Source organism: Bacillus sp. FJAT-28004 (assembly GCF_001280845.1).
Classification (GTDB): domain Bacteria; phylum Bacillota; class Bacilli; order Paenibacillales; family Paenibacillaceae; genus Pristimantibacillus.
Window position 1 is genome coordinate 174040 of the sequence record NZ_LGHP01000004.1, and the last position, 23276, is coordinate 197315.

Here is a 23276-nt window from a genome sequence, read left to right on the forward strand (position 1 = left end):
CTGGTAGGAATGCCGTTTGCTCCTTTGTTTTCTCTTAAAAGTTGGCTGGCAAATCCGTAGGATTGGGTCTCCCTAAATCCCAATGGTATTCAAGCTGCCGTCACTACGCTCCCATGACCTGCTCGAGGCTTTTCGAAGAGGGCGGAATTAGTCAGACTACCCTTGAGCCGACTAAACGCTTCGCAACCGGGACAACGTCCCTTAAGTGATGAGGCTTCGTGAATACAAGAAACGTGAAGATTTTCAATGGACCTTCATTAGAATTCTTTCATCAAGAGTATTCAATATTCCAAAAATTTGTAAAATGACTTAAAATATCCTCAGTGGGGGGGAGGTGAAACAATGAACAAGTTTAAAAAATTTATTTTGCCAGTGACATGCGCCTTTGCTATGTCTGCTGCCGTTCCATCTGCATCGGCCGGAGCTGGAACATGGGATTATATTGGCGAAGAAACTGTTTACCAGAATGGAAGTAGCTGGGATTCTGGGGGAGGTAGTTGGAAGGTAACAAGTGACTCATACAATACAGTCTGCGTAAACTATGAGCTTTGGGAATATGATCCTTATGATCCAGATGACTATATAGGAAAGCGCACTGTCTGCCCTGGTAAGAGTAATGTATTTGATGTTAGCGGATTTACTGACGGTGGCGGTCAAGCCGAACTTTACGTGAAAAAAACGAATTACAAAAGTACTCCTACAAGAATGATTTATCACGACTGATCAAAGACAAGCCCGTGCTTGAAATCAGTGCGGCAGTCCTAAAACTTTAATTTTCCGTCCAGGGCTGCCGCTTTGTTTCCCGTTACTCATTAGCAAATGAATTACAACTCGTTATTTCTCCCAAAGCTCGACCAGTCGTCCTTCAGGATCTTCAATCCAAATAAACTTTCCAAATTCACTAATCTCTTTTTTCTTTGCAAGAGGTACACCAATATGTTCAAGATGCTTAATAGTCTCGTCTAGATTATGTACTTGGAAATTTAACATGACTTGTTGTTCTGTTGGAAAATAACTGTCATTCTCGGTAAAGAAAGAAAAGATAGTCTCATTTCCTAATTGGGGTTTTATCACAGTCCCATTCCAATTATCTATTTCAATCTTCAACACTTCACTGTACCATTTTTTTATAACTTCAAGATTCTTAGTTCTCCAAAATATTCCTCCGAAACCTTTTATCATCGTATCTAACTCCTGTCTATCATCAAATTTTTAGCTACCCGATTACATTAGATATTCGAGATTTAAATTTAAGTTCCTTTTTCAACTATACTGCCAGTTATCGTAATAGGACGTTACTAGTCAGGTCACCGCAGCGCCTGCTCATTCATGTGAGTTATTCAACTATCATGTCCCATTTGTCCAGTGGATTTCACTTCCCGATTTCAGATCTAGAGCGCCTGTGAAAATGGATAAGGTCTCTTGTCTTTCCTTAAATCAAACTCTCATCGCAGCGTAATAGGACCAACTATCGGATGAGGAACATACGTCTCTTCCAGCGACGCAATTTCTTCTTCTGTTAATGTTATTGAAAGTGTTGCTACCGCATCTTCGAGATGGGACATTTTAGTAGCGCCGAAAATCGGAGCTGTTACTGGTTCTTTCTGCAACAACCAGGCAAGTGCAATTTGAGCGCGGGGAACGCCACGTTTTTCTGCGATTGCTGCAACCCGCTCTACAATTAATCGATCAGTATTTGCAGTCGCATCGTATTTAGATTTTTGAGCTTGGTCGGTTTCGGAACGATGCGTTGTTTCCGACCAATCACGCGCCAATCTTCCTGATGCGAGCGGGCTATAAGGAATCACGCCGATTTTTTCTTCCTTACAGAGTGGTAGCATCTCTCTCTCTTCTTCACGGTACATGAGGTTTAAATGATTCTGCATGGATACAAATCGGGTCCACCCATTTTTTTCTGCTACATGTAATCCCTTTAGGAACTGCCATGCGTACATGGCTGAAGCACCAATGTATCTTGCCTTCCCAGCCTTCACAACATCATGCAATGCTTCCATCGTTTCTTCAATAGGAGTATTGTAATCCCAGCGATGGATTTGATAAAGGTCTACATAATCAGTTCCCAGTCTCTTAAGGCTCTTATCAATTTCACTCATGATTGCCTTTCGGGAAAGTCCAGCACCATTTGGACCTTGATGCATACGGAAATGAACTTTTGTCGCGAGGACAATTTCATCTCGATTGGCGTACTCCTTTAAAGCTCGACCAACAATTTCTTCGCTTGTTCCGTCTGAATATATATTCGCCGTATCAAAAAAATTGATACCTAGCTCCAGAGCTTTTTTTATAATTGGACGGCTGCTCTCTTCATCAAGTACCCAAGGATGAGTCCAACGCTCTGATACACCAAAGCTCATACAGCCAAGACAAAGCCGAGATACATCCAAGCCTGTATTTCCGAGTTTCACATATTCCATTTAATTGTTCCTCACTTTCAAATAGATATTGTTTCCTTCAGATATAGTTTACTTCTTAGAGTTAACTCCAAGTCAAGCGATTGTACTACATATTTCGTGGTTAGAGCTATACTGCCCGAACGTATTATGAGGTCACCAGAAATTACTGGTCGACCTCATTTTGCATGGTATCAGATTGCGGTAGCTGAGGATCGAACGTTTCTGCCCGTGAGTCTTGGATCTCGAGTGGGTTGACCGCTTTATACATGCGAAGCGTTCTACGATAATTGCGTTTCATCCGGTCCATCTGCCCGGCGAAATAGCTCTCAGGTTTTTGAAGTGCTTCATGAATTGGCAGAACCCGACAGCTTCTTTGCTTGCCATCCTTCGAGATACATACCCAAGTCGGTATATATTCAATACCTGCGAGACGGACGTGGCCGTCGGATGTTTTCTGAATTCGGATACGAACAATAATACCGGTTAAAGCGTCATCCTTGCCGTGTAGCCGCGTGGAAATAAAGTTACCCAGTGAGTAGATCGCGAACCGTTTTCTCGTCCGTCCGTCTATATCTTTCACAGTGCGGTACACCGCTGGCTGAAGAACATGCGGATGTGCACCAAGAACCACATCAGCTCCCTGACGAAACAAGAATCGGACCAGCTTCTTTTGGTGGGCAGCTGGACTTCGGTGATATTCAAATCCGTTATGCATGCAGACTATTATGAAATCCGATATCTTCCGCAACCGTTTCAAATCCTGTTTCATGCTCTTGCGTACAATCTTCTTAACACCGGCGGGCTGCCCCTTTGGAACGGTATTGCCGTTCGTGTCCCTCGTATACGAGAGTATGCCGATACGAATCCCTCCGACAACATGAATATAGAGCTTTCGAGACTCATTCCTGTTCCGGTACGTTCCGACATGGGCAATCCCGTTCTTATCAAGTACTTCAAGCGTCCGTTTGAGCCCGCGAACGCCATAATCCATGCAATGGTTATTTGCCGTAGCGAGCACATTGAAACCAAGGGTCTTCAAAGCCGAGGCGAAGTTATCCGGACATTTGAAGACCGGATTTCCATTCTTCGGATTCCGAATCGTCTTCGTGTATCCGTCTTCCGATCCACCGGCAAAGGTTGTCTCGAGATTGCCTATCGTCAGATGCGCATCCTGCAGATATTGGGAAACGGGTTCAAACACCTGCTCGAAATCATAAGGCCCGTTGTCACCTAGTTTGTCGTTGGTACGCATTGAGCGAATAAGCAGCGGCTTCATCAAGAGATCTCCAACCGCGGCAATGATAATATCATCAGACATGCAATCTCCCTTTCTATTGTCTAATTTTTTCTAGATATTATATGCGGGTCCATTCGACTTCGGCATCTATTAGGAAACCAGTCGATTACCCGGGTAACCGAGCCTCTTAGTGCTTCCATTTATTTTGATTAGTCGGTTTAAACGGCTATTTGGAGCATTTAGTTGCAGCTGGCTACTACTTACAAGAATTTTATCCCATTCCTGACTCGTACACTCACTTGCGCATCCGTAAATATTGCAAATAAAAAGCGCCCACTAAGGATTTCCTAAACAATCTTGTGAATATAAGAAAAGCACCATCGAAAGATGATGCTTACTAGATGTAGCTTATTTAGCTATTTTTCCCCGTTAACGTAATGCGAACTTCATATGCTCAGATAGAAAGCGTTTATAATTAGTTACTAACAGGTATTTCAAGAATCGTTTTATCAGGATTAAGTACATATTCCCATACTTTTTCGTCTTCACCTTTATAAAAATATGAATACATATAAGCTTTCTCCTGAATGATGTTAATAAATAACTGGTATTTAACATCTCCGTTTTTTATTTCTTCGTGTGCTACTGCGTCCAATCTGGGCTTATACTCGAATCCTTCATTTACAGTGTCATACATCCATATTTCCCCTCCATCTGCTGCTCCAGATGCATATTGGTCACCAAACATTTTTTTAATTTCGGATATGGAAAGACCTATTTGAGCCTTTTTTTCAACGTACTCTTTATCGATCATAGGGGTTGAACTTTTAACCGAATCACTATTAGCACAACCAAATAATGAAATGATCATAGTTAACCCTATGAACATTGATAATACTTTTTTCATCAGTACCTCCTATTTACCCTCCTTAGTCATTATCGTGTTGCTAGGGTGAAGCTTGGAAAAATATATCAAAGACAACAAGCGATCCCCGCTGCTCGTGACCACACAAATAAGCGCTTTTGCATCGCAAAAGCGCTTATCCACATTACAATAGAAATCCGTACTCCAAAATCATTATATTCTCTGGCTTATTATCGGGACCAGCCGGATCGCTTTATAAGGTTAGTTACAAGTTCATCGTCGAAGACGATGCCGAAACCCGGCGTGGTCGGTATATAAATCTCTCCGCTTTCGATTCGATACCCAGATACATCCATTCCTTCAATTGTAATGTCGTCGTATTCCACAAATTCGAAGTTACGTACCGCTGCTGACAAATGTCCCGACGCGTAAATACCATAAGCATTGCCATAACAATGAGGCGCAGACCGCAAACCATGCGCATCCAACTTCTCGCCTAATTCCAGCCAATGCGTGAAGCCGGGCCAGATGATATCGTACTGCAGCACATCGACACGACCGCGAGTCGCCCACTCAATAAGATGCGGTGAGGCAAGCCCTTCCCCATCCGCGATAAGCACGTTCTGCCCACGTTGCCGGAGCCATTCCTTCAGGTCCTCGTACAAGGCTTCATCCTCATGGAACGCTTCTTCCAGCCAATACAGATTAACATCCGCCAAAGCCGCCAAGACTTCTTTGGTTAAGTTCAAATTATATGCATTATTCGCATCAATCATGATCTTGCCTGTGGGACCAGCCACTTCCGAGATCCCATGTACGATCGCGATATCTCGTTTCGTTCCTTCCCAGAGTGGCATATGGCGTCCGCCTCGGCCAACTTTAATCTTAAAATGACGATGGCCATTCGCATATCCTTGCATCGCTTCTTCTTGCATTAACGCGACCGCGGTTCTCTCATCAGCCAGATGCAAATCGTCAAAGTATAGTGAAGTATCATAGCAGGGGACAACCAATGGGACTCCCTTTTCCAAGTGGGCACCCGACACCAAGTCATAAACTGGTTTTCCTTGTCTCTTGCCTAACCAATCGAACATTGGATATTCCAATTGCAATCGATACGCTTCGCGCAGTCTGCCCCGGTCGTCGAATAAGTCAACCAATCGGCGACCTATTATGTCTTCGGCCCATTCCGGCGTCATATGAATCGAGCTACCGTAACCCGTTTGCCCATCGATCGTAATTCTGGCGATATCCACTGTACAGCTTTTGCCATGAATGCCGATTCTGCCATTGGCCCCCGCACTTCTGGCTCGTTCCCCCGTTAATTTGGCGAATTCGATTTTTTCCACTTTCCAATCAGATTGTATACCCGTAATGTTCATATGATCCTCCTTAACCGACTCGACGGCTTCTTGTCTCGATTTGATTCGTAAGTAGAATACCATATTATAGAATTATAATGTTAGTAGATAAGAAGATTCTTCAAAAATTGGAAGTCTGTAATCTTGAATATTGAATTGATCAAACAATCCTGCACCTTTCCATGAAGCGCTAAAACTGCCCGTTAGCTTAAGAACTGGCTACAATACTAACCTTAAAACGAGGGTCATTGATGATTTCTTCTACAATTTCGGCTGGTTGTTTAAACGTAGTGTCGTAAATATAAGAGTTATTTGATGAGGACATTTCCATTTTGTTCAGTAAAAACAGAGAGCGTTCTAAGGAATTGATATCTCCCCTTAACGTTAGACGTTCGACTAATTTTTCCTTATCTGCTCGTAGTACGACATATTTTACTCTTACATTTAAATCCGATATCTGATTACAAATCCAATCAAGTTCATCCTCTACTACAAAATCTATAATTACATTTAAATTATGTTGAATAAAATTCCTCGTTAAAGCAAGAATATTCTTCCATGTTAAACTTAGACGTTCCTCCCATGTAGGTTGCGAATCTCCCTTAAACATATGAAGTATATTGTCACCCTCAATTAGAACGCATTGTTCAACAGTTCGAGCAAGTTCTCTCGAAGCTGTTGATTTCCCAACTCCAAGCGGACCAGATAGGAGATAAATCACGTTATTCCGGCTTATCTCTTGCATTCAAAAACCTCCCAGACCAAATAATTAACCGGCTTATTTATATCCTTCAGTTATTTTTTTGAAACTTGAAATCGAGCTATCACATTAATTAAGGATTCTATAATTATTTAAACTATCCTGCCCGTTAGCTTAATAAAATGAGCAGGCCACATCAGTGCCTGCTCATCCATATGCATTATTCAACTATCGTTCCCCGTTAGGGTAATGAGCCTGGTGAAAACCTAGTCATGATTAAGCTATCGAATTCTATAGTTTTCTTGCTTTGACTACAAAAGTTACAGGAAGCATCTTGGCTTTTTTTGCAAAATCGCTGTTATTATCCCACGATTGTATAATTTCATCATCAGATTGCTCAATCATTTGCTCAATTACAAATCCCGCTTTTGCCAACGCATTCACATAGGTTGATAGTTTACGGTCCGATAATGTTAGCGCACCTTCATCAAGAGATACTGAATACCAAGATTCATCGAAATAACATTTTTTAAAAGCAAGCATATTATTTTCTGCAACCACACATTTGTGAATAGGGTGAGACCAACTGAAAATAAATACACCGTCTTTTTTCAGGTAAGAAGCGATCCGGCAAAAAGTACCCTCAAGGTCGGTGGTCCAGCCTATGGCATAAATTGAATAAACAAAGTCAAAATAATCCACTGGTATGCCACATTCTTCTTCCATGGGAGAACAGATCAATTTTGCTGAATGACCACTTGCCTTCAAATGTTGTGTTGCCTTTTCGATTTGTTTTTTTGATATATCCACAGCCCATAGTTCAGATGCTTTGCGTTCCCCCTGATATTGCAAGGATTGACCGTTTCCACAGCCTATCTCCAGCATCTTTTTCCCTGAGACATCGCCAAAAAGCTGGCATTTTTCTTCTGAGATAAATGCTCCATAAAAAGGAAGCACGATTGCTCCTAAGAAGTCATTTCCATTTGTATCCCAATAGAAGCAGTTTGTTCTATAAACAGAATTCTTGTCCATGTCGACGTCCTCCCCCAAATAGAGTTAATCGTTCGATGACTTGACTATTTATGACCATATTTTAACATAAGCAGTTGAAGATAACTGCCCTTTACTTCAATAAAAACGGCAGCTGATCATCCTCTGACCGGCTGCCGTAGTATTGTTCTGAGCTATCGTTTCCCGTTAGCTTAATGACCATGAAGCATATTGCTCCAAATACTATTTAAAGTCTTTCATAAGTAATCCATATGTGACAGTGTCAAAAAATTGTTTTCTGCAATAATAATGTTCCTTCATTATCCCTTATAGTCACTGTACTTATTAAGTACCATATATGGTTGACCTTTTTTATATAGACTTTGCGATAACTTCACATTTTTTAATAGCCCAAATGTAATGATTCGAAGTGTTTGCTGCAAAATAGCTGTATAAATTACTTGTTTTTGTCCAGTTATAGTATTTCTTTGTCATAATTTCTTCATTGGTATGTAATTTAATTAGTTCTATTACTCTATCATGGCTTAACTTCAATTTTTTTATAGCTTGATTTAACGTTACATCTTGGTATTTTTCCCAAACTTGCATATTAAGTAGTTTGATTGTACTCCATTTATAACCAGGTGCTGGCATAAATGGAATATCGCCATCCATACCTTCTCTATACCATCTCTCAAGCATTGCATGCCATTCATACAGATGCATTACTACATCACGAAAATTCTTATCTCTTTCCGGAGTTTCAATAGAAATACCCCTTTTTCTGCTGGGTACAGATTCAATTATTTCAAGTAATGATTTAAAATTTATGTCGTTATTCAATAATAAAATTTCTTTTTCATTTTGTGCTAACATGATAACCCCCTCCTTTTTTACTATATATTAACATGAGAATGTTTGTTCTGATAAGTATCCTTTTTTCTCTATATATTTATAAATTGTAATTACGCTACCTGCTCGGCAGTCATTTCATTATCGAACTATCGTTCCCCGTTAGTTCAATAAATCGGTTTGTATATCCTATCCGTATCGGTATCAATTACGAAATCAGCTTCTACATCATTATCAAGAGGTATTTGCTCGAAACAATGGAGTCTGCGAAATACATTAGGTAAATCTCTAATATCAGTGGTCAGCCTCTTTGCTTGTAGATACTTTTGCTTTAAATCCTTCTTATTACACTTGGCACCAGAAAGGAGAACTCGATGAAAATAGCCGTCAATTATTACTAACATTATCATCCCGACTGGTTGCTAACCAATCCATATAGCTAAGAATACTTACATAATAACTCATGACGAGTCTAAAGGTTAAACTTTAATTACTCAACAATACTGCCCGTTACTTCAATGAAAAAAGCAGACTCCCGCTGCTATCTGCTTCATTCCACTATCGTATCCCGTTAGCGTAACAATTTACGTCAAGTAGCCTTCTAAATTAGCAGATCACCGATCACTCATTAACTCTTTGATTTTTCTATCGCTTTTTTCACAGAATTCTCCAGATCATCAAGTTTAACTTTGTTGCCTAATGTCAGTAGAAAATAAAGTATTAGACTGGATGTCCATAATCCATGAGGCTCTTTGTATTGTTAAACCGTCAGATTCCAAAAAATAAGTTTTAGACTGATCGTAGAAACTAAAACAGCGACAGCCAAAGACGTGAAATAAAGTCCTAGACTGTCGCTGTTTCATTGAACTATTGTTCTCCGTTAGTTGAACGAATGATTGTCAAGACTTGGGTGACAACTTCTTCGTACTTACTCAATACTTCCGAAATCAGTTCTCGGGATCATGTACTTTAGTCCACCCATCCGTGTTTTCAATGGTTCTAAAACTTCCGTTTATGATACGGAAGACCCTCGCCATCTTCGCAATACTGTTTAAGACTGTACAAAAAAATAGCCCAGTTATAATTACATACGCGATAAAATGCGGTCACTTCCTCCCAATTCATCTGACGAAAAATGATTGAAGTCCTCCCGGTTTTTTCCTCCATATCAAAAGAAATTGTCGTACCTATCCATTCTGGATCTGAATCAACACACTGCCACAAAATCTTTTTATCGGTAACAAGTTCATCAACTCGCATCTTTGTTAAGCCTTTGCCGCCGAATCGGAACTCATTTATACAACCGATCTGATCATTGACTATTAGTTCATTTGTCCATATTTCTGAAAGTCCTTTTGTAGTGGTTAATGCTTCATATACCGTTGAAGCTGGAACATTCACGGTCTGTAATTGCTCGATATTTGCCATATTGCTCATTCCCCTTCTTTAAAAGGATTTAATTTATGTAATTATTTGTATACGAATATTATACCATGGTACGGTTGATGTGATTTCTTTTCGATTGCTCATTTTTGAAATAATGCATTAGTGAAGGTTGTTTAACTATCCTGCCCGTTAGCTCAATAAAATGAACAGGCGACCTCAGGCGCCTGCACATCCATGTGAATTATTCAACTATCGTCTCCCGTTAGTTCAACGACAGCTCCATTTCTTATGGTAAGGTTCTCCGCGCTATCTATAACGGCAAGTTTTAAGAACTTTCTATCTGCTCATTTCAGCATCGCACTGGCAATTGTGAAAAAGTCCTCCCGACCGATCTCAAAATGACCGTAGCGGAAGGAATACCCCCAATTTCGGTTCCCGCGAGTGAAGCTAAGCTTTTCTAATAGATCTCTAATCTGTACCTCCCGGCATGAAATATAGCGGATATTTCTGCGGAATGGCACAAACGATTCGGACATCTGATATTCGTAGACTTTATCATCATCCACTTCCCCGATAGCGGTGAACGCTTGGAGTGGTGCCCCTTTCGTCATTTCTGTACGCGGGGAATAGTAGATCAACCAATCGCCTGCTCGCATCTTACGTAATGGTGCTGACTTGCCGTGACAGAGCTGAGCGAATCCCTTCAACTCACCACACTTCACATGGGATGCGGACACGACACCAATCCAGAAGCGGCTTTGCTCGCTTATTTCATCCATTTGCATACCTCGAAATCCCTTCCTTTTTTAATAAATGTTTATGTCGCTTCCCGTACCAATCCTTGTTTTAAGCGGTCCAGCTGCAGAAGATGATGACGGTAGTGCATTTCAACAAGCAGAAACCATTCCTCCGCACACAGTCCACCGAATCTCGGATGGGACACTGTATTTTGTTTGGATACTTTTTCAAGGGTAGGTTCAATCTCCTTCATTCTCTGGATGACAGTTTGTAAGCCTTGAATTAGCTGCTCTTTGCTTTCCGGCTGCTCCGGAGTATATTGTGAGGAAGGCGGAACATGAATACGAATGGGCGGGAAGCTTCCTTGAGAAAATATAGCCACACCAACCTCGGTTTTTTCCGTTCGAGGTACCATGGGATCTTGGCTTGGCATCAGGCATTGATCAATATTACGAAGCTGCATATAAAGTGCCGAGCTAATGAGATGTTGAAGCATCTGTCCGATTGACCACTCGTTATCAATTTGCTTTTGCCTCAGCTGCTCCAGACTGAATTGATCCAGTTCATGAATATAATGTGTCGCAGTTACCTCAAATCGTTGTAATGCTAACTTTGTTGTAATCATCATATATCATCGCCTCTAATCATCTTTTTTTCTAAGTATACAAAAACGCTACTGACACCATTATGTCAGTAGCGTTTTAACGTTTTTTTCAGTTCGTTTCTAACCCGATGTCGGAAGGATTCCGGCTCCAGCACAACCACTCCGCCTCCCCAGCCGAGTACCCAATGCAGCAATTCTTCAGGCTGCCGAACACGTAAGGTCACCAGCAACCCTTCCGTATGATCCTCTATGGTTTCTATATAGAAGTTGTTCGATTCCCTTACCTTATCGCCAATGTCAGGTTGGACCCAGATACGCACACGAACGTCGCGATCGTCTGGAGGCTGGTATACATCTAAAAGGAAATCTGCTGGCAACATAAATCTATCTTCCAGCTCGATAAGCTCCGACATCCGGGACAACCGAAAATGACGGATGTTTTGACGCAATTCACACCGTGCAACGAGTACCCATGTCCCTTGATGAAGCACAAGTCCATAAGGAGCAACCGTACGAACACTTTGGCGGTTCCCATCAGCCTCGGCAATTCTTTTGGAATAGCGGAATCTTATTTTTCTTTCCTCCAGTATCGCTCGACGAATCGCTTCCAAGTATGCCTTCTCTTGTATTCGTGCTATATCTTCAACGGAAGCAAGCAAACGAAAGCTCTTGCGAATCCGGGATGCCTCACTGCGAATCGGTTCCGGTAGGATGGCTTCTATCTTCCCTCTTGAAGTTCGAGACTTACTGCCATAGTGAACATCAAACCAATGCTCGATAAAATCTGTCCCGATGAGTAACGTCACTGCTTCTTCCACCGTGAAACTGACTGGCGGCAGGAAATACCCCTCCATTAAGGAGTATCCCTGCCCTGGCGCTCCTATCACGGATACGCCAGCTTCACTCAAAGCCTGAATATCCCTGTAGATGGTTCTCACGCTTGTTTCAAATGTAGCGGCTAAATCCTCGGCTCGTAACACTTCGTTACGCTGTAGCTCAAGCACTATGGCTAACAAACGATCCGTTTTGTTCATGCACTGCACCCTTTTCCAAGAGATTGTTTATACCAGAGTTGTTATTATGAGGCTTTTTCACAAGAGAAAAGAGAGGTCATCATATAACAATACAAGCACCTCCACTGAAAGTATATCACTAGGGTATCCTTCCCGTTAGCTTAACGAGGCTGCCGTTTCAACCGGCAACCTCGTCCTGATGTTTAGTGAGCTATAGTACCCGTTAGTTGAATGCGAACGGCATGTCTAATCCCAATGGTTATAGATTACCTCACCGACTGTTTTAGGCATCCAATAAAATAATTGTTTTAGTTCTTTTTCATTCAATGTGTTCTCATTTCTCAGCTTATTCTTGCGCTCATCTAGCTGTATTTGTTCACTAAGTTCTCTTAACTGTAAAACTCGATATTCTGTGCAATAAGCTTTAATTCCATTGGAGAGTGTTTGGTCATCTATAAATAAAACATTCATGTATTCAACTCTTGAAGCGATAGCAATAAATGGGTAAATACCATTTAATAAGATGTGAATCTCTTTCCCGTTAATTTGTAAATCAGCACAGTAAAAATTGGTTTCCTGCGGTTCAGAAACATTGAGCAGTTTTCCACCAACCTGATTTGCTAAAGCATAGGATAGCTTTTTAAAATGGCTAGTATCTACCAATGATTCATCGATTTCCGTGTTAAAAAATCCAGAAATTCCATCGCGAAGCAACAAAATAAAACACCTCATTTTGATTTCAAACCTAAATAATGTTCCCCTGTTAATTATACCACTCTTCTATAAATAACTGCGCTAACCTGCCCGTTAGCTCAACGAGGCTGCCGATTCATGTCGGCAGCCTCGTCATAGTGATTGTTAAGCTATCGTTCCCCGTTAGCGTAATCACTGGTAGTAAATTTGTTTAATAAAATACGTCTCAAATCGACTTGTCGCGCAGAGCGCGCCGGCGGTCATGCAGCACTAGCAGGGTGATCATCCCCATCATCACACCCAAGACGATACCGGCCTCTGTGGTCAAGATTCGTGCCAGCGGGTACTCCGGGGAGTACTGTGAATCGGGGCGAATGGCAGAAAAGAGGTTATAAGAGAACAGCATTCCCGACGAGATCCATACCGCCGCCATGGGGGGCAGGAATCTCCGCGTCCCACGGCGGGAGGTCATCACCATCAGGCCCCACGCCCCCGCGATGGCCCACACGCCAGTACTCAAAGTCAGGAGGTGCCACCACACATCGCGGTGATTTAGCATTGCTGGGTCGATGCCGAGGGTGCCGCCCGCCGCCCAGAACACCTTGATGATGCCGAGCAGGATACAGCCGGCAGCGACGAGCCTAGCCGAGGAAACTTGCAGCTGTCGGGTGTGTCCCGGCAGCTCCGCGTAATCGGTCGGACCGCTCAGCGCCTCGGGCCACCGCGCCTTGGCGTATCCTGCCAAGGCAAGTGGCAGGCAAATGCCGACCCCAGCCAGCGAGATCATGACGAAGATCTGCTCGTATGCCCAGAAGTCGGCGGCGCCAGCCTCCTTATCCCGGGTCATGGCGGCCGGGCCGAGCACCGGTGCCAACAACAGCATGGGGACGAGCAGACCGGTGCCCATCCATACGGGCAGAGCAACCAGCCTCGCTGGCAGCCGTTCACCCCACGGCCTGCTGAACGCCATCGCCAGCAGAATACCCACCGCAGCGATCACCGCGGTTGCTGCGTTGATCGCTCGCCAACTGGAGTCGCCCATTTGCTCGGTCGGAAGAAAGAGACCAAAAGTCCAGACAATTTTTATTAGCAGATATGGCGTCACCGCTATGGCAGCGCCATATCCGCAGATTCTACGCATCTTCCCTATTCGTGAGGCCGGCGGCTCTGTCATTACTTTCATGTCGTCATCACCTGCTTTCTTGTAACTTCGTCGATTGTAAAACCAGCATGAAAATACATGTATGCGGATCGAGTTGCTAATCAATAACGAAACCTTAATTGCTTCTTCTCATCTTTTTCTGCATCCTGAAGTGCATCATTTTGTTTTCTAGTTTCATAATATCTTATGCGCTCATAAGAGAGAACTGATATTGGATGGGGAAGACTCTAGACTTTAGTCCGGTTTATAACAATTTATCCATGCGTATTTCACGTGTACGTAAGTTATTAGATAAAGTTTTATTATACATAAACTGTGTTCCGCTATTTGGATAATGTTACCGATAATTATGATTATACTAAACTGCCTGTTAGTTTAATAAAATGAGCAGGCCACATCAGTGCCTGCTCATCCATATGCATTATTCAACTATCGTGTCCCGTTTGTTGAATCATTAGCGCCTTAAGCATCTTGTAAACTTTTACGTCGCTACTCATTTCTGTTAATGTATCCCCAACTCAAAAGTATTTTATGGTCGCAATCAGATCATCGAGACCACTCCCACAAATCTGTTCTGATTATTAGACGTTTTTTATAAAAAGGGTTGCGAACATGCAGACAGCAAATTCACCCCCTCCACTGCGTGGGCGTTTGGCCTATCGCTCTTCCGAAAGCGGTGGCAAAATGCTGTGATGAGCTGTAGCCAAGCCGCAATGCGATCTCTGTGACAGACATCTCCGTATCCTTCAACAGTTTCGCCGCTTCCGATATTTTAATGTATTCCATGTAGCCTTTAGGCGTAAGTCCCGTGTGTTCTTGAAATATATGATGAAAATATGATGGACTTACATTAGCAATCGATGCCAATTCATGCAGCCGTGGGTTCCATTCTGGCCTTATCGTCATTTCGCGCAGGATGAGATCCATGCTTTGAATCAATTCTGGGGAAAGCTCTTTGCGCTCGCGTAAATCGGTGAGGCTTAACAGAAACTCCAGTAGCGCCAACCGAATGTTTAAAGCAGGAAGATTGCTGCCTTGTTCCATCGTCTGCTTCATTCGGCGCAAGCTTCGGACAACTTGTGTCCCCGGCTGTGTAACACGCCGAACCTTCTGCAACAGATGAAGCAAGCTCAATTCCTCCGACCTGTTTAAACCCAGCCATCTTCCGTCTTCATCGCGTTGTTGCATATTGAGAATAATCCACCACAATCGGCATGGCTCAATCACATTGAATGATCCGCGATGCTTCTCATTCGGAAGGGTATAGAACACTTCCCCTGTCCTCGTCTCATATATATCTTCGCCTACGACCCAGCTGGCCCTTCCTTTCTCAATGATTACGAATTCATAACAGTTTTCATGATAATGCTCCGTAAGTGTTGACGCTTTCTTAAAATGGTCGAATCCTATCGACTCCAATTCCGGCACTCCAAAATCTGCGCCGTTTCTTCCCCATCGCATGGAATGGTTTTGTTCATTATTTAATTTCATGTATAAAATATTACTCTTCAATTTTTCGAACGTCAACGCGCTTTCAACCGATTATGATTGGGGTAATTCAAGATGAATTCCATGAATTCCAAACTAATCGAGGAGGCAACAGACGATGGATCACATTAAAGTTACGCAGGAAGACAAAGATGTATTTAACCGAGACGGGTATTGGATCAGCCCGAAGCTGCTTACAGACGAAGAGATCTCCCGGCTCCGCGCGGCGCATGAGCGCCTATGGGCAGGTGATTGGGATCAGGAAGGAATGCCTTTATATCACAATTATATTCCTTACTCCCAAGACTCGCCCAAGCTGCGCAAGCTTGATAACGGCTGGTGGATTAACGATACCGTTCACGAGATTGTGACCAACCCATTATTAGGTGAAATCACGGCAGATTTATTGGGAGAAGATTCGATCCGTCTGTGGCATGACCAAGTATTATATAAGCCCGGTCTTAATGGACAAGTGTCGAATGTCGGAAATGTTGGATGGCATCAGGATTACGGCTACTGGGGAAGCTCCAACACGACAAATATGATGACAGTGTGGATCGCGCTCCAGGATACGGATTTGACAAATGGCGGAATGATGACGATCCTCGGTTCGCACAAGTGGGGATTAATCAAAGACAGCAATACGTTCTTCGAGCAAAATCTGGATATACTGCGCGATAAATTCGCAACGGAGAATAGGAAGTGGATCGAGGAGCCCTGCATCATGAAAGCCGGACAAGCAAGCTTCCATCACGCGCTTACGTTTCACGGCAGCGGACCGAATCATACGGCTGATCCGCGGCTCTCGATCGTAGCCCATCTGATGCCAGGTAATACGGCTTACCAGGAAGGCGAACACCGACATCCCAACGTCAAGTTACTTGGGCCCCGTCCGTATATCGGACAGAAATTCGACAACGAGTTTTTCCCGCTCTTATTCTCAAGAGAGTAACTGAAATCAAGTAAGATGGGGCAACTAGCCCCCAACTAATTGCATTTATGAGGATCAAAAGTAGAGTCTTCCCAGAAATCCAGATTCAGTTTATTCAGGATAACTGCCCGTTAGCGGAACGAGGCTGCCATTAGATCCTATGGCAGCCTCGTTGTGTAGTTTATTTATGCTCTCGTTCTCCATTAGAACGACGATACGCGTTTTCATGGAATTGAGTAATGCTGCGAAACAGCAACTTCCCATCGTCCGGCAACCGATTACTCTCTTCGAAGTTCAAATACATTGCCTGATAAGGCTCCGGAACCCAAATGTACTGCTGAACATAAGCAGTGAGATGGAAACCGTTTGTTTCCCAGAAATGGATTCGCCGGCTGTTTTCCTCGGTTGGTTCAGATTCCACTTCGACGATGATCCCTTTACAGTTCGCAACTGTTCGCGTCCATTTCTTGATATGGTCAAGCAATAGTCGGCCGTATCCTCTGCCGCGAAGTTCCTTACGAACCGCTATATAATCAATTATCAAAGCTCCAGCATTCTGATCGATTCCGGTCAACGCCATCCCAACAATTTCTGAATCATGGGCAATTGTATGTAGTTGGCACATACGTTTTTCAAACATGCGACGAACGATATCGCGGCTTTTCTTGCCGTCAAGGGGAAACGCTTGCTCGTAGATTCGCTCTACTGTGCTCCACCGAGCTTCATTCCATTCGTCGGTGATGTGGTATTTCAAAACCTCCAATGGTGTTCACCACTTTCGACATCCTAATCCAAAAATATCCTTCACAAGATAACCCATTCTCTACTTTATCTGTGTTGATCTAAAAGAATGGGATTACCATCAGGATCTTCTATTGTAAAACTTGCAGGACCTTCGCTTGTTTCATCTGCTTCTGATATTATTTTAATTCCTTTTGCTTTAAGCTGTGTTTGAAGATCTCGAATGTCCGTAAATGAATTAAGATTTTCGCCATTTTCATTCCATCCTGGATTAAAGGTCAGAATATTCTTTTCAAACATTCCTTGGAATAGACCAATTATACAACTTTCATTTTTCATAATAAGCCAGTTTTGAGTAATATCGCCTCCTAAGATTTGAAATCCTAGATTTTCGTAAAATAATTTTGATTTGTGAATGTCCTTTACACTTAAACTTACAGAGAATGCGCCTAGTTTCATATTTCCTCCAATAAAAAATATTTTTTAAATGGTTTATTGCATAAAGTATACAACATTACTTTGATTAACACATATTTCTCCCAGTATAGTAACCACGGAAGCAATTTTTATTTCACAAACAATGACCCTCAAAAGTTATTGCACTATTGTTATCGGTTAGCGTAACTCCTTTTGTGAATGGAATGATGGGGTCCTAATTCTTATGCTTAATAACGGTCCCTGCAATAAAGTCATAAACAGTTTGTTTATTCTTGTTCATTAAGGGACTTATCAAGTAAAGAAACACCAGTCCATACACCGTGGCAAATAATGAATAAATTAAATAGTCTGGATAATCAATAGGGATGACGATATGCCAAATGGTAAAATGAGCCAGTTCCCATGGAATGAATTTTATAGCAGATCGAAAAAGAGAGTTTCCAATTCCGATTGGTTGACCAATCAAGTCCGTAACCACAATCCCCATTTTTTGTTTTCCCCATGTCGCTTGTGATTTCGACCCCTCACTTAATGCAAAATAAAGATATACAGGCAGCGTAATCAACAGAAACCCTGTAATTTCCCCCGACAACGGGCTTGCCATAAACAGTGGAATCAGTAACGGTTTTACTAGAAACGATACTCCAAACAGCAGGAAGAGATAACCCAAAATGATAACATAATCCCACAAGAAGGCGATTAAGCGGGTGCTAACAGATACAGTTTTTTGATTTTCATACCTTTGTACCACTATAGCCCTCCTGACCTGAATGAGGAGCATATCGCTATTCTTCGTCCTTAATAAGCATAGAAGGTTTCTCCTAGTTTTTCTATTTCCGCCAAAAAGTCGAACAGTCTTCCTTATCCAAAATGTTAAACTCGATCATTTTCTCAAGTAATGAGAAATCAACCGGACTATCCCACTGAATACGTACCAACTCCTTGGTGTGATCATAACCTGCCTGCACAATGTCATCAGTAAAATGATTAATCCCTACCCTTTCAGGGGCAACAGCCAAATGATGTTTGGCTACGCTAAAGCCAATAATAAATGTGTCGTGATCGGTAAACATGGGCTGATTCCACGCAATTTTTGGCATTAAATTTGGAAATTTCTTAGTTACCCAAGTCAAAACTTCTTCCGTTCGGTCCCGATGGTGCGGGTTATCAATATGTGCTAAATATTCTGCAAAAACTTCCATGTTGTTCCCTCCTAAAATAATTATTATGTCGTTCAGAGAAGTCCCTCAAACCCATTTGTCGTTGAAACTCCTTAACTCAAAGTCGCAGCTAACATGAAAAAACTCATGTGCTAAACTCATTCAAATCTTCTGGGATTCCACGTGTTAATTTACTCGTCTTCTGATATTAATATTAACACATGTTGGAACTATCCTGCCCGTTAGCCTAATAAAATGAAGCAGCAGCTGCCAGGGCAAATCTGCTCCTTGTCTCGTTCAACTATCGACTCCCGTTAGCTTAATCAATTATGATTCAATCTTAATTCATTAATAAGAAAATCACCTTGCTCAATTTTCATTACTCTCTTTTCTTCTGTATAATCCCAACCATTTTTTATTGCATATAAAATTAAGCGAGCACAAACACTTGGTTCTAATCTTGCCGGCACTAGATTCTTATCCTACTACAATATATACTGCTACTACGCTATTTTCTGGGATTTCATCTTCTAGGTGGTTCATGTTAATGAACAAATACTAAATTTCCAATAATTAATGTATAAAAAGAAAAAACAATCCACAAAATAACTTCACATCCAGTTAAGGAGTGAAAACACATGAGCAGAAAAAGTTTAGTCGTTCCACAAGCACAAGCAGCACTTGACCAAATGAAATATGAGGTAGCACAACAGTTTGGAATTCAATGGTCTTCAGATGGTTACAATGGGAATATGACTACTCGTGATGCAGGTACTATTGGTGGAAACATCACAAGAGCGTTAATTCAAATTGCAGAACAATCCCTTAGCTCAGGGGCAAAAAGATTCTAATTTAAAATTAACAAATAGCCCTCCTCAATCTCGTAAAGAGATGAGGAGGGCTTATTTAATTTTCTTTTAATGTTTTCAGGTTCATCAAAATCGCTGACCGCTAAACGTGTTAAAGCTGCCGATCTTGCAATCGGAAAGCATCATATTGTTGTTCAACTAAAGTTCCCCGTTAGTGTAACAACCCAAACAATTACCTTAAATAAGATAAAACCGAGGCTAAGTCGTTACTTGGACTTTCCAGTTCGATGCGATGAGATAACATTCAAGCCTTCGTTATGCAATGGTTATGGCTGTCCAGTCACACCGATGATAATTAAAGAAAAAAGTGCCAAAAAAAGACTTCAATGGCACCTGAAAATAAAATAATCATCAGCCTGACGAGAATTTGAGTCCGGTTATGCGCCGGCATTGGAGCAGCCAAAGCTCACCGTCTGCGAAGGCCCATTCAATATCGATATCCGGACCAAAAGTATGCTCGCACTTTGCAGCCAGATGGTTCAACTCCTTGCATTGCTCAGCTGTCAGACATAGCGAGTGCGCAGCATTGTCGGTCAGCTTAAGTTGAATCGTACCTTCGCACTGGCCGACTTGAACCGCAACCTCCTTCATGCTAACCTCCGCTTCCGTAATTTCCCCATTCCGGTTCATTCTGAAGTAATCCGGAGTTACATATCCAGAAGCAACCGCTTCGCAAAATCCCCAGGTTGCCTCTATTACTCTTTCATCCGCATTCGTAACAGGATTGCGTGTAAACATTATTCCCGACACGTCGGAAGCGATCATTCGTTGTACGATGAGCGCTACTTGTATAGCAGCCCCAGTTCCAGCCTCGTCTTCATCTACCGTAGTCGTTCCCTCTGCTCGCCTCATATAGCTACGCAAACGATTCGATTGCGCAGACTCCCAAATGTATCGAATCGCTCGCTCAATTCCTTCGGCGGTCGTCACGTTTAAGCAGGAATGAAACAGTCCAGCATAACTGGACTGTTCACCATCTTCTTGACAAGCGGACGACCTAACAGAAACAGAGCATAAGGAGTCTAACATAGTCCGGATTTCGCTCTCCAAATTCAGTTCTCCCGTCGCAAATTGTTGAACGGCTGAAGCCGAAAGCACATACCCTGCTGGGACCGGCAAACGTTGTTGAAGCGCCTTACTCAAATTCACCGCTTTACGTCCGTATAGATCAACCTCAGTCGCCTCAAATAAATGTATCGGTTTCATTCATTTTCACATCCCATAATGATGCCAGAGATCGCATCTATACGAATTTTTTGACCGCTTATAACCGCTTCCGTAGCATTTCCGCAGCCGACAATACATGGGATGTTAAACTCCCTCGCCAAAATAGCAGCATGGCAAACGATGCCGCCCCGATCCGTGACAAGTCCACCTATAAGCGAAGCAACCTCGATGAAATCAGGAGTGGTCATCGTCGTTACTAAAATGTCACCCTGCTTTACATTCCCGAACTCATGCTTGCTCAAAATGACTGCTGCTGTCCCTTCGGCATGACCGGAACAAGCAACTTTTCCGCTCGCAAGAAATAATTCTTCTACAGAAGCACAGTTATCTGCCGGTTCAATCTCCTGCCGCTCATTCAAAAGCGCGCGAAGATCCTTGCTCCAAGGCGCTTCATTGGCGTATTTTCCGATTTCTTTGCCTAATGTTGCATACAAATGCAGTTCGTACATCGCCCTGTCAAAGCACATAATCAAATCGGATGAAGTGAGTTGCTCCTGCCTGGTAAGAACTTTAATATAGCTTCTTTTATACGAAGGAAGATGAACGATAAAAACTTCCAATACCGACGTCGTCTGAGCGATTGCTTCGCGCATCTGCAACTCAAACAGCGACGTCCGTTCAACTTGATACCTATAAATTTTTTTGTATACATCACGCACTAAAGGCTTAAGCTGTTCAATCTCTTTCTGATACCAAATTCTGATTCTGTTGAAGATAACCATCTCCTTCTATGTCATTACGATTCCAAAAAAGTCAAAACAAAAAGCCACTGCAAAGTAACCAGTGGCTTTAGCGCATTGCATCACTCTAAACTCCAGAGTAGACCCACACACATATAAAGCCCTGAGACAGAAATATCCTCAGGGCTTAATTCGATATAAGCGAATTAGTTAAAAATAACACCGCGAGGACCTAATATGATGTTGTTGGCGCTTCGTTTAAAGTTTTTCATTGCCCATCACTCCTTCGCGATTACACTATTTATAATACATGCAAAGTATACATTGCCAAATATTACCTTGTCAATACTGCCCTTGTTCTTTAATTATCTCTATTTCTTTAGCGCTAGCCTGTTCAGGAAAAGATTCGGCAACCCCGCCCTCGACCCAATAACGTACTTTTTGTCCAACTTTATATTTCGAAGAGGATGTTTTTAACCAAATAGCGTTACCTGTATAATCTTCAAAAATATCGTTCCAACCTTTACCAAAATCACTCTTTTTAACATTATCCAAAATCAATACTCTGTCTTCACTAACTTCAAATATATATCCTTGACCAGAGGGTTCGGAAGCTAGTTTCTCTTCACATCCCAATAAAGCAATTGTCATTACTACTATCATCAATATCTTTAAATACCTCATTTTCAAATCTCCTCCATAAACTAAACGAATTTGGTTCCATTTTTGTTACGAACGGTTAAACTATCCTTCATGTAATTTAACGGGACTGCCGTTTCATGCTGGCCTTATTTGGGCTGCCTGTTCAAATACTTTGAAACAAAAAGATTAAGAGATCGACAGAAAGCAAAACGCCGCCCAGAGAACTGGACGGCGTTTGTTTTTTATGCATAAACTGTTTTGGACGAAAAATACTGTAATCCCTTAGCTCCTCAACTTCGGGCAGGTGGAGCAGTATTCTTCAACACTGGAGACCTCATAGTAGAAGCAGCAGGTTTTGCGAACCCGCGTAGGCGTATTAGAAACAGATGAGAATGTCGGTTTGCCATAAAAGCGGCTTATCGGGTTTTGTTTTTCCCCGAACAAAGCTCCAGGAGCCTGATGAATCAGATACTGAAAGTCTGCTCGGCCTCGGAATTGCTCTTGCTGTTCACCCGTTACCCCGATTCTTTTTTCGTATAGTGATAACACACGAACCGCAACATTTTCCCATAATATCGGTTTTGGTACGTTGGCCACTTTAGACATGACCGCTATTAATTTCCCTAAATTCCCGGCAAAATGATCTAGAATAACCGTATTGCGCCAAACATTCCTTTCGCTTGCTTCGGGCATTTCGACTTCAATATTGGCTAGACTGACATGCTCCAACCAGGAGTGACCCGGTGAAGATTCAAGAAAGCAATTTTCAACAGATAAATCTAGTCCCTTGTTGTACACTGTCATAGCGTACAACAGCGGAACAGTGGTTACGAAGGCGTACCTTTTAAAAAACTGCGAAGCTGTGATCATCTTCGATGGGGATTGTAGTAGCGCTGTCAGCCTGTCCAAATAATTAGAGCAATTCTCCTCATCAAGCAAGTCCGAAGCTCTCACCGAATTAACAGAACGGGTTGCGCCATATTCATACAAGCCAAATTGTGAGTTCAAGTAATCCCATTCCACCTGCGTGATCAGTGACTGCTTGTTCATAGACATAACCCCCTAGGACTCTCTGCTCAAAAGGA

At 42.3% G+C, this 23276-nt stretch carries 27 protein-coding genes; 3 read left to right on the plus strand and 24 right to left on the minus strand.

From position 1 onward, the window contains the following. Positions 1-342: 342 nt before the first annotated feature. Positions 343-723, plus strand: a complete 381-nt coding sequence (locus tag AC787_RS30800; RefSeq protein ID WP_054028803.1) for a hypothetical protein — start codon at positions 343-345, stop codon at positions 721-723. Between the two features lie 111 nt (positions 724-834). On the opposite strand, the gene AC787_RS30805 is transcribed toward AC787_RS30800, so the two are convergent. The 15 genes from AC787_RS30805 to AC787_RS30880 all read right to left on the minus strand — a co-directional run bounded on the left by AC787_RS30805 (position 835) and on the right by AC787_RS30880 (position 15506). After that, entirely contained in the window at positions 835-1182 is a 348-nt protein-coding gene (locus tag AC787_RS30805) for a VOC family protein (RefSeq protein WP_054028804.1), read from the minus strand. A gap of 263 nt (positions 1183-1445) precedes the next feature. Continuing rightward, positions 1446-2435: an aldo/keto reductase gene (locus AC787_RS30810; RefSeq protein ID WP_054028805.1), complete on the minus strand. Its 990-nt coding sequence runs from the start codon at positions 2433-2435 to the stop codon at positions 1446-1448. A 142-nt stretch (positions 2436-2577) separates the two neighbouring features. Continuing rightward, on the minus strand, positions 2578-3732 hold the full coding sequence (locus AC787_RS30815; RefSeq protein ID WP_054028806.1) for a CapA family protein: 1155 nt from the start codon (positions 3730-3732) through the stop codon (positions 2578-2580). A gap of 394 nt (positions 3733-4126) precedes the next feature. Next, positions 4127-4558, minus strand: coding sequence for a hypothetical protein (locus tag AC787_RS30820; protein ID WP_054028807.1), 432 nt, complete (start codon positions 4556-4558; stop codon positions 4127-4129). Between the two features lie 188 nt (positions 4559-4746). After that, complete coding sequence (locus AC787_RS30825) at positions 4747-5898, minus strand: enolase C-terminal domain-like protein (RefSeq protein ID WP_054028808.1); 1152 nt, start codon at positions 5896-5898, stop codon at positions 4747-4749. 187 nt (positions 5899-6085) lie between these two features. Next, positions 6086-6622: an AAA family ATPase gene (locus AC787_RS30830; RefSeq protein WP_054028809.1), complete on the minus strand. Its 537-nt coding sequence runs from the start codon at positions 6620-6622 to the stop codon at positions 6086-6088. Positions 6623-6868: 246 nt separating this feature from the next. Further along, positions 6869-7609: a class I SAM-dependent methyltransferase gene (locus AC787_RS30835; protein ID WP_152970824.1), complete on the minus strand. Its 741-nt coding sequence runs from the start codon at positions 7607-7609 to the stop codon at positions 6869-6871. A 330-nt stretch (positions 7610-7939) separates the two neighbouring features. Then, positions 7940-8443 (minus strand): ClbS/DfsB family four-helix bundle protein, encoded by a 504-nt coding sequence (locus AC787_RS30840; RefSeq protein ID WP_054028811.1) that lies wholly within the window; start codon positions 8441-8443, stop codon positions 7940-7942. 975 nt (positions 8444-9418) lie between these two features. Then, positions 9419-9847, minus strand: coding sequence for an SRPBCC family protein (locus AC787_RS30850; RefSeq protein ID WP_054028813.1), 429 nt, complete (start codon positions 9845-9847; stop codon positions 9419-9421). Positions 9848-10149: 302 nt separating this feature from the next. Beyond that, positions 10150-10584 (minus strand): EVE domain-containing protein, encoded by a 435-nt coding sequence (locus AC787_RS30855; protein WP_200930799.1) that lies wholly within the window; start codon positions 10582-10584, stop codon positions 10150-10152. A gap of 38 nt (positions 10585-10622) precedes the next feature. Further along, entirely contained in the window at positions 10623-11168 is a 546-nt protein-coding gene (locus AC787_RS30860) for a DinB family protein (protein WP_054029045.1), read from the minus strand. 65 nt (positions 11169-11233) lie between these two features. Further along, positions 11234-12181, minus strand: a complete 948-nt coding sequence (locus tag AC787_RS30865) for a helix-turn-helix transcriptional regulator (protein WP_054028815.1) — start codon at positions 12179-12181, stop codon at positions 11234-11236. 225 nt (positions 12182-12406) lie between these two features. Beyond that, a complete protein-coding gene (locus AC787_RS30870) occupies positions 12407-12877 on the minus strand; it encodes a hypothetical protein (protein ID WP_054028816.1) in 471 nt (156 codons plus the stop codon). A 202-nt stretch (positions 12878-13079) separates the two neighbouring features. Then, on the minus strand, positions 13080-14036 hold the full coding sequence (locus AC787_RS30875) for a hypothetical protein (RefSeq protein ID WP_054028817.1): 957 nt from the start codon (positions 14034-14036) through the stop codon (positions 13080-13082). A 606-nt stretch (positions 14037-14642) separates the two neighbouring features. Next, complete coding sequence (locus AC787_RS30880) at positions 14643-15506, minus strand: AraC family transcriptional regulator (protein ID WP_054028818.1); 864 nt, start codon at positions 15504-15506, stop codon at positions 14643-14645. Positions 15507-15621: 115 nt separating this feature from the next. Between AC787_RS30880 and AC787_RS30885 the strand changes: the two genes are divergently transcribed. Continuing rightward, complete coding sequence (locus AC787_RS30885) at positions 15622-16455, plus strand: phytanoyl-CoA dioxygenase family protein (protein ID WP_054028819.1); 834 nt, start codon at positions 15622-15624, stop codon at positions 16453-16455. A 160-nt stretch (positions 16456-16615) separates the two neighbouring features. Here the strand turns inward: AC787_RS30885 and AC787_RS30890 are convergent, their stop codons facing one another. From AC787_RS30890 to AC787_RS34285, 5 genes are all read right to left on the minus strand, one after another. After that, a complete protein-coding gene (locus AC787_RS30890) occupies positions 16616-17197 on the minus strand; it encodes a GNAT family N-acetyltransferase (RefSeq protein WP_054028820.1) in 582 nt (193 codons plus the stop codon). A 65-nt stretch (positions 17198-17262) separates the two neighbouring features. Continuing rightward, on the minus strand, positions 17263-17634 hold the full coding sequence (locus AC787_RS30895) for a VOC family protein (protein WP_054028821.1): 372 nt from the start codon (positions 17632-17634) through the stop codon (positions 17263-17265). Between the two features lie 193 nt (positions 17635-17827). Further along, positions 17828-18364 carry an RDD family protein gene (locus AC787_RS30900; RefSeq protein ID WP_054028822.1) on the minus strand — a complete coding sequence of 179 codons (537 nt, stop codon included), beginning with the start codon at positions 18362-18364 and terminating at the stop codon, positions 17828-17830. 79 nt (positions 18365-18443) lie between these two features. Further along, entirely contained in the window at positions 18444-18815 is a 372-nt protein-coding gene (locus tag AC787_RS30905; protein ID WP_054028823.1) for an iron chaperone, read from the minus strand. A 281-nt stretch (positions 18816-19096) separates the two neighbouring features. After that, entirely contained in the window at positions 19097-19243 is a 147-nt protein-coding gene (locus tag AC787_RS34285; RefSeq protein WP_161807598.1) for a hypothetical protein, read from the minus strand. Positions 19244-19411: 168 nt separating this feature from the next. On the opposite strand from AC787_RS34285, the gene AC787_RS30910 reads away from it, so the two are divergent. Next, on the plus strand, positions 19412-19624 hold the full coding sequence (locus AC787_RS30910; RefSeq protein WP_054028824.1) for an alpha/beta-type small acid-soluble spore protein: 213 nt from the start codon (positions 19412-19414) through the stop codon (positions 19622-19624). Positions 19625-19993: 369 nt separating this feature from the next. Here the strand turns inward: AC787_RS30910 and AC787_RS30920 are convergent, their stop codons facing one another. The 4 genes from AC787_RS30920 to AC787_RS30935 all read right to left on the minus strand — a co-directional run bounded on the left by AC787_RS30920 (position 19994) and on the right by AC787_RS30935 (position 23241). Further along, complete coding sequence (locus AC787_RS30920; RefSeq protein WP_054028826.1) at positions 19994-20848, minus strand: PEP/pyruvate-binding domain-containing protein; 855 nt, start codon at positions 20846-20848, stop codon at positions 19994-19996. Beyond that, a complete protein-coding gene (locus AC787_RS30925; RefSeq protein WP_054028827.1) occupies positions 20845-21591 on the minus strand; it encodes a PEP-utilizing enzyme in 747 nt (248 codons plus the stop codon). Before AC787_RS30925 ends, AC787_RS30920 begins: the two co-directional genes overlap by 4 nt. A 300-nt stretch (positions 21592-21891) precedes the next feature. Beyond that, on the minus strand, positions 21892-22233 hold the full coding sequence (locus AC787_RS30930; RefSeq protein WP_054028828.1) for a YobA family protein: 342 nt from the start codon (positions 22231-22233) through the stop codon (positions 21892-21894). A gap of 240 nt (positions 22234-22473) precedes the next feature. Beyond that, positions 22474-23241, minus strand: coding sequence for a ferric iron reductase (locus AC787_RS30935; protein ID WP_054028829.1), 768 nt, complete (start codon positions 23239-23241; stop codon positions 22474-22476). Positions 23242-23276: the final 35 nt, after the last annotated feature.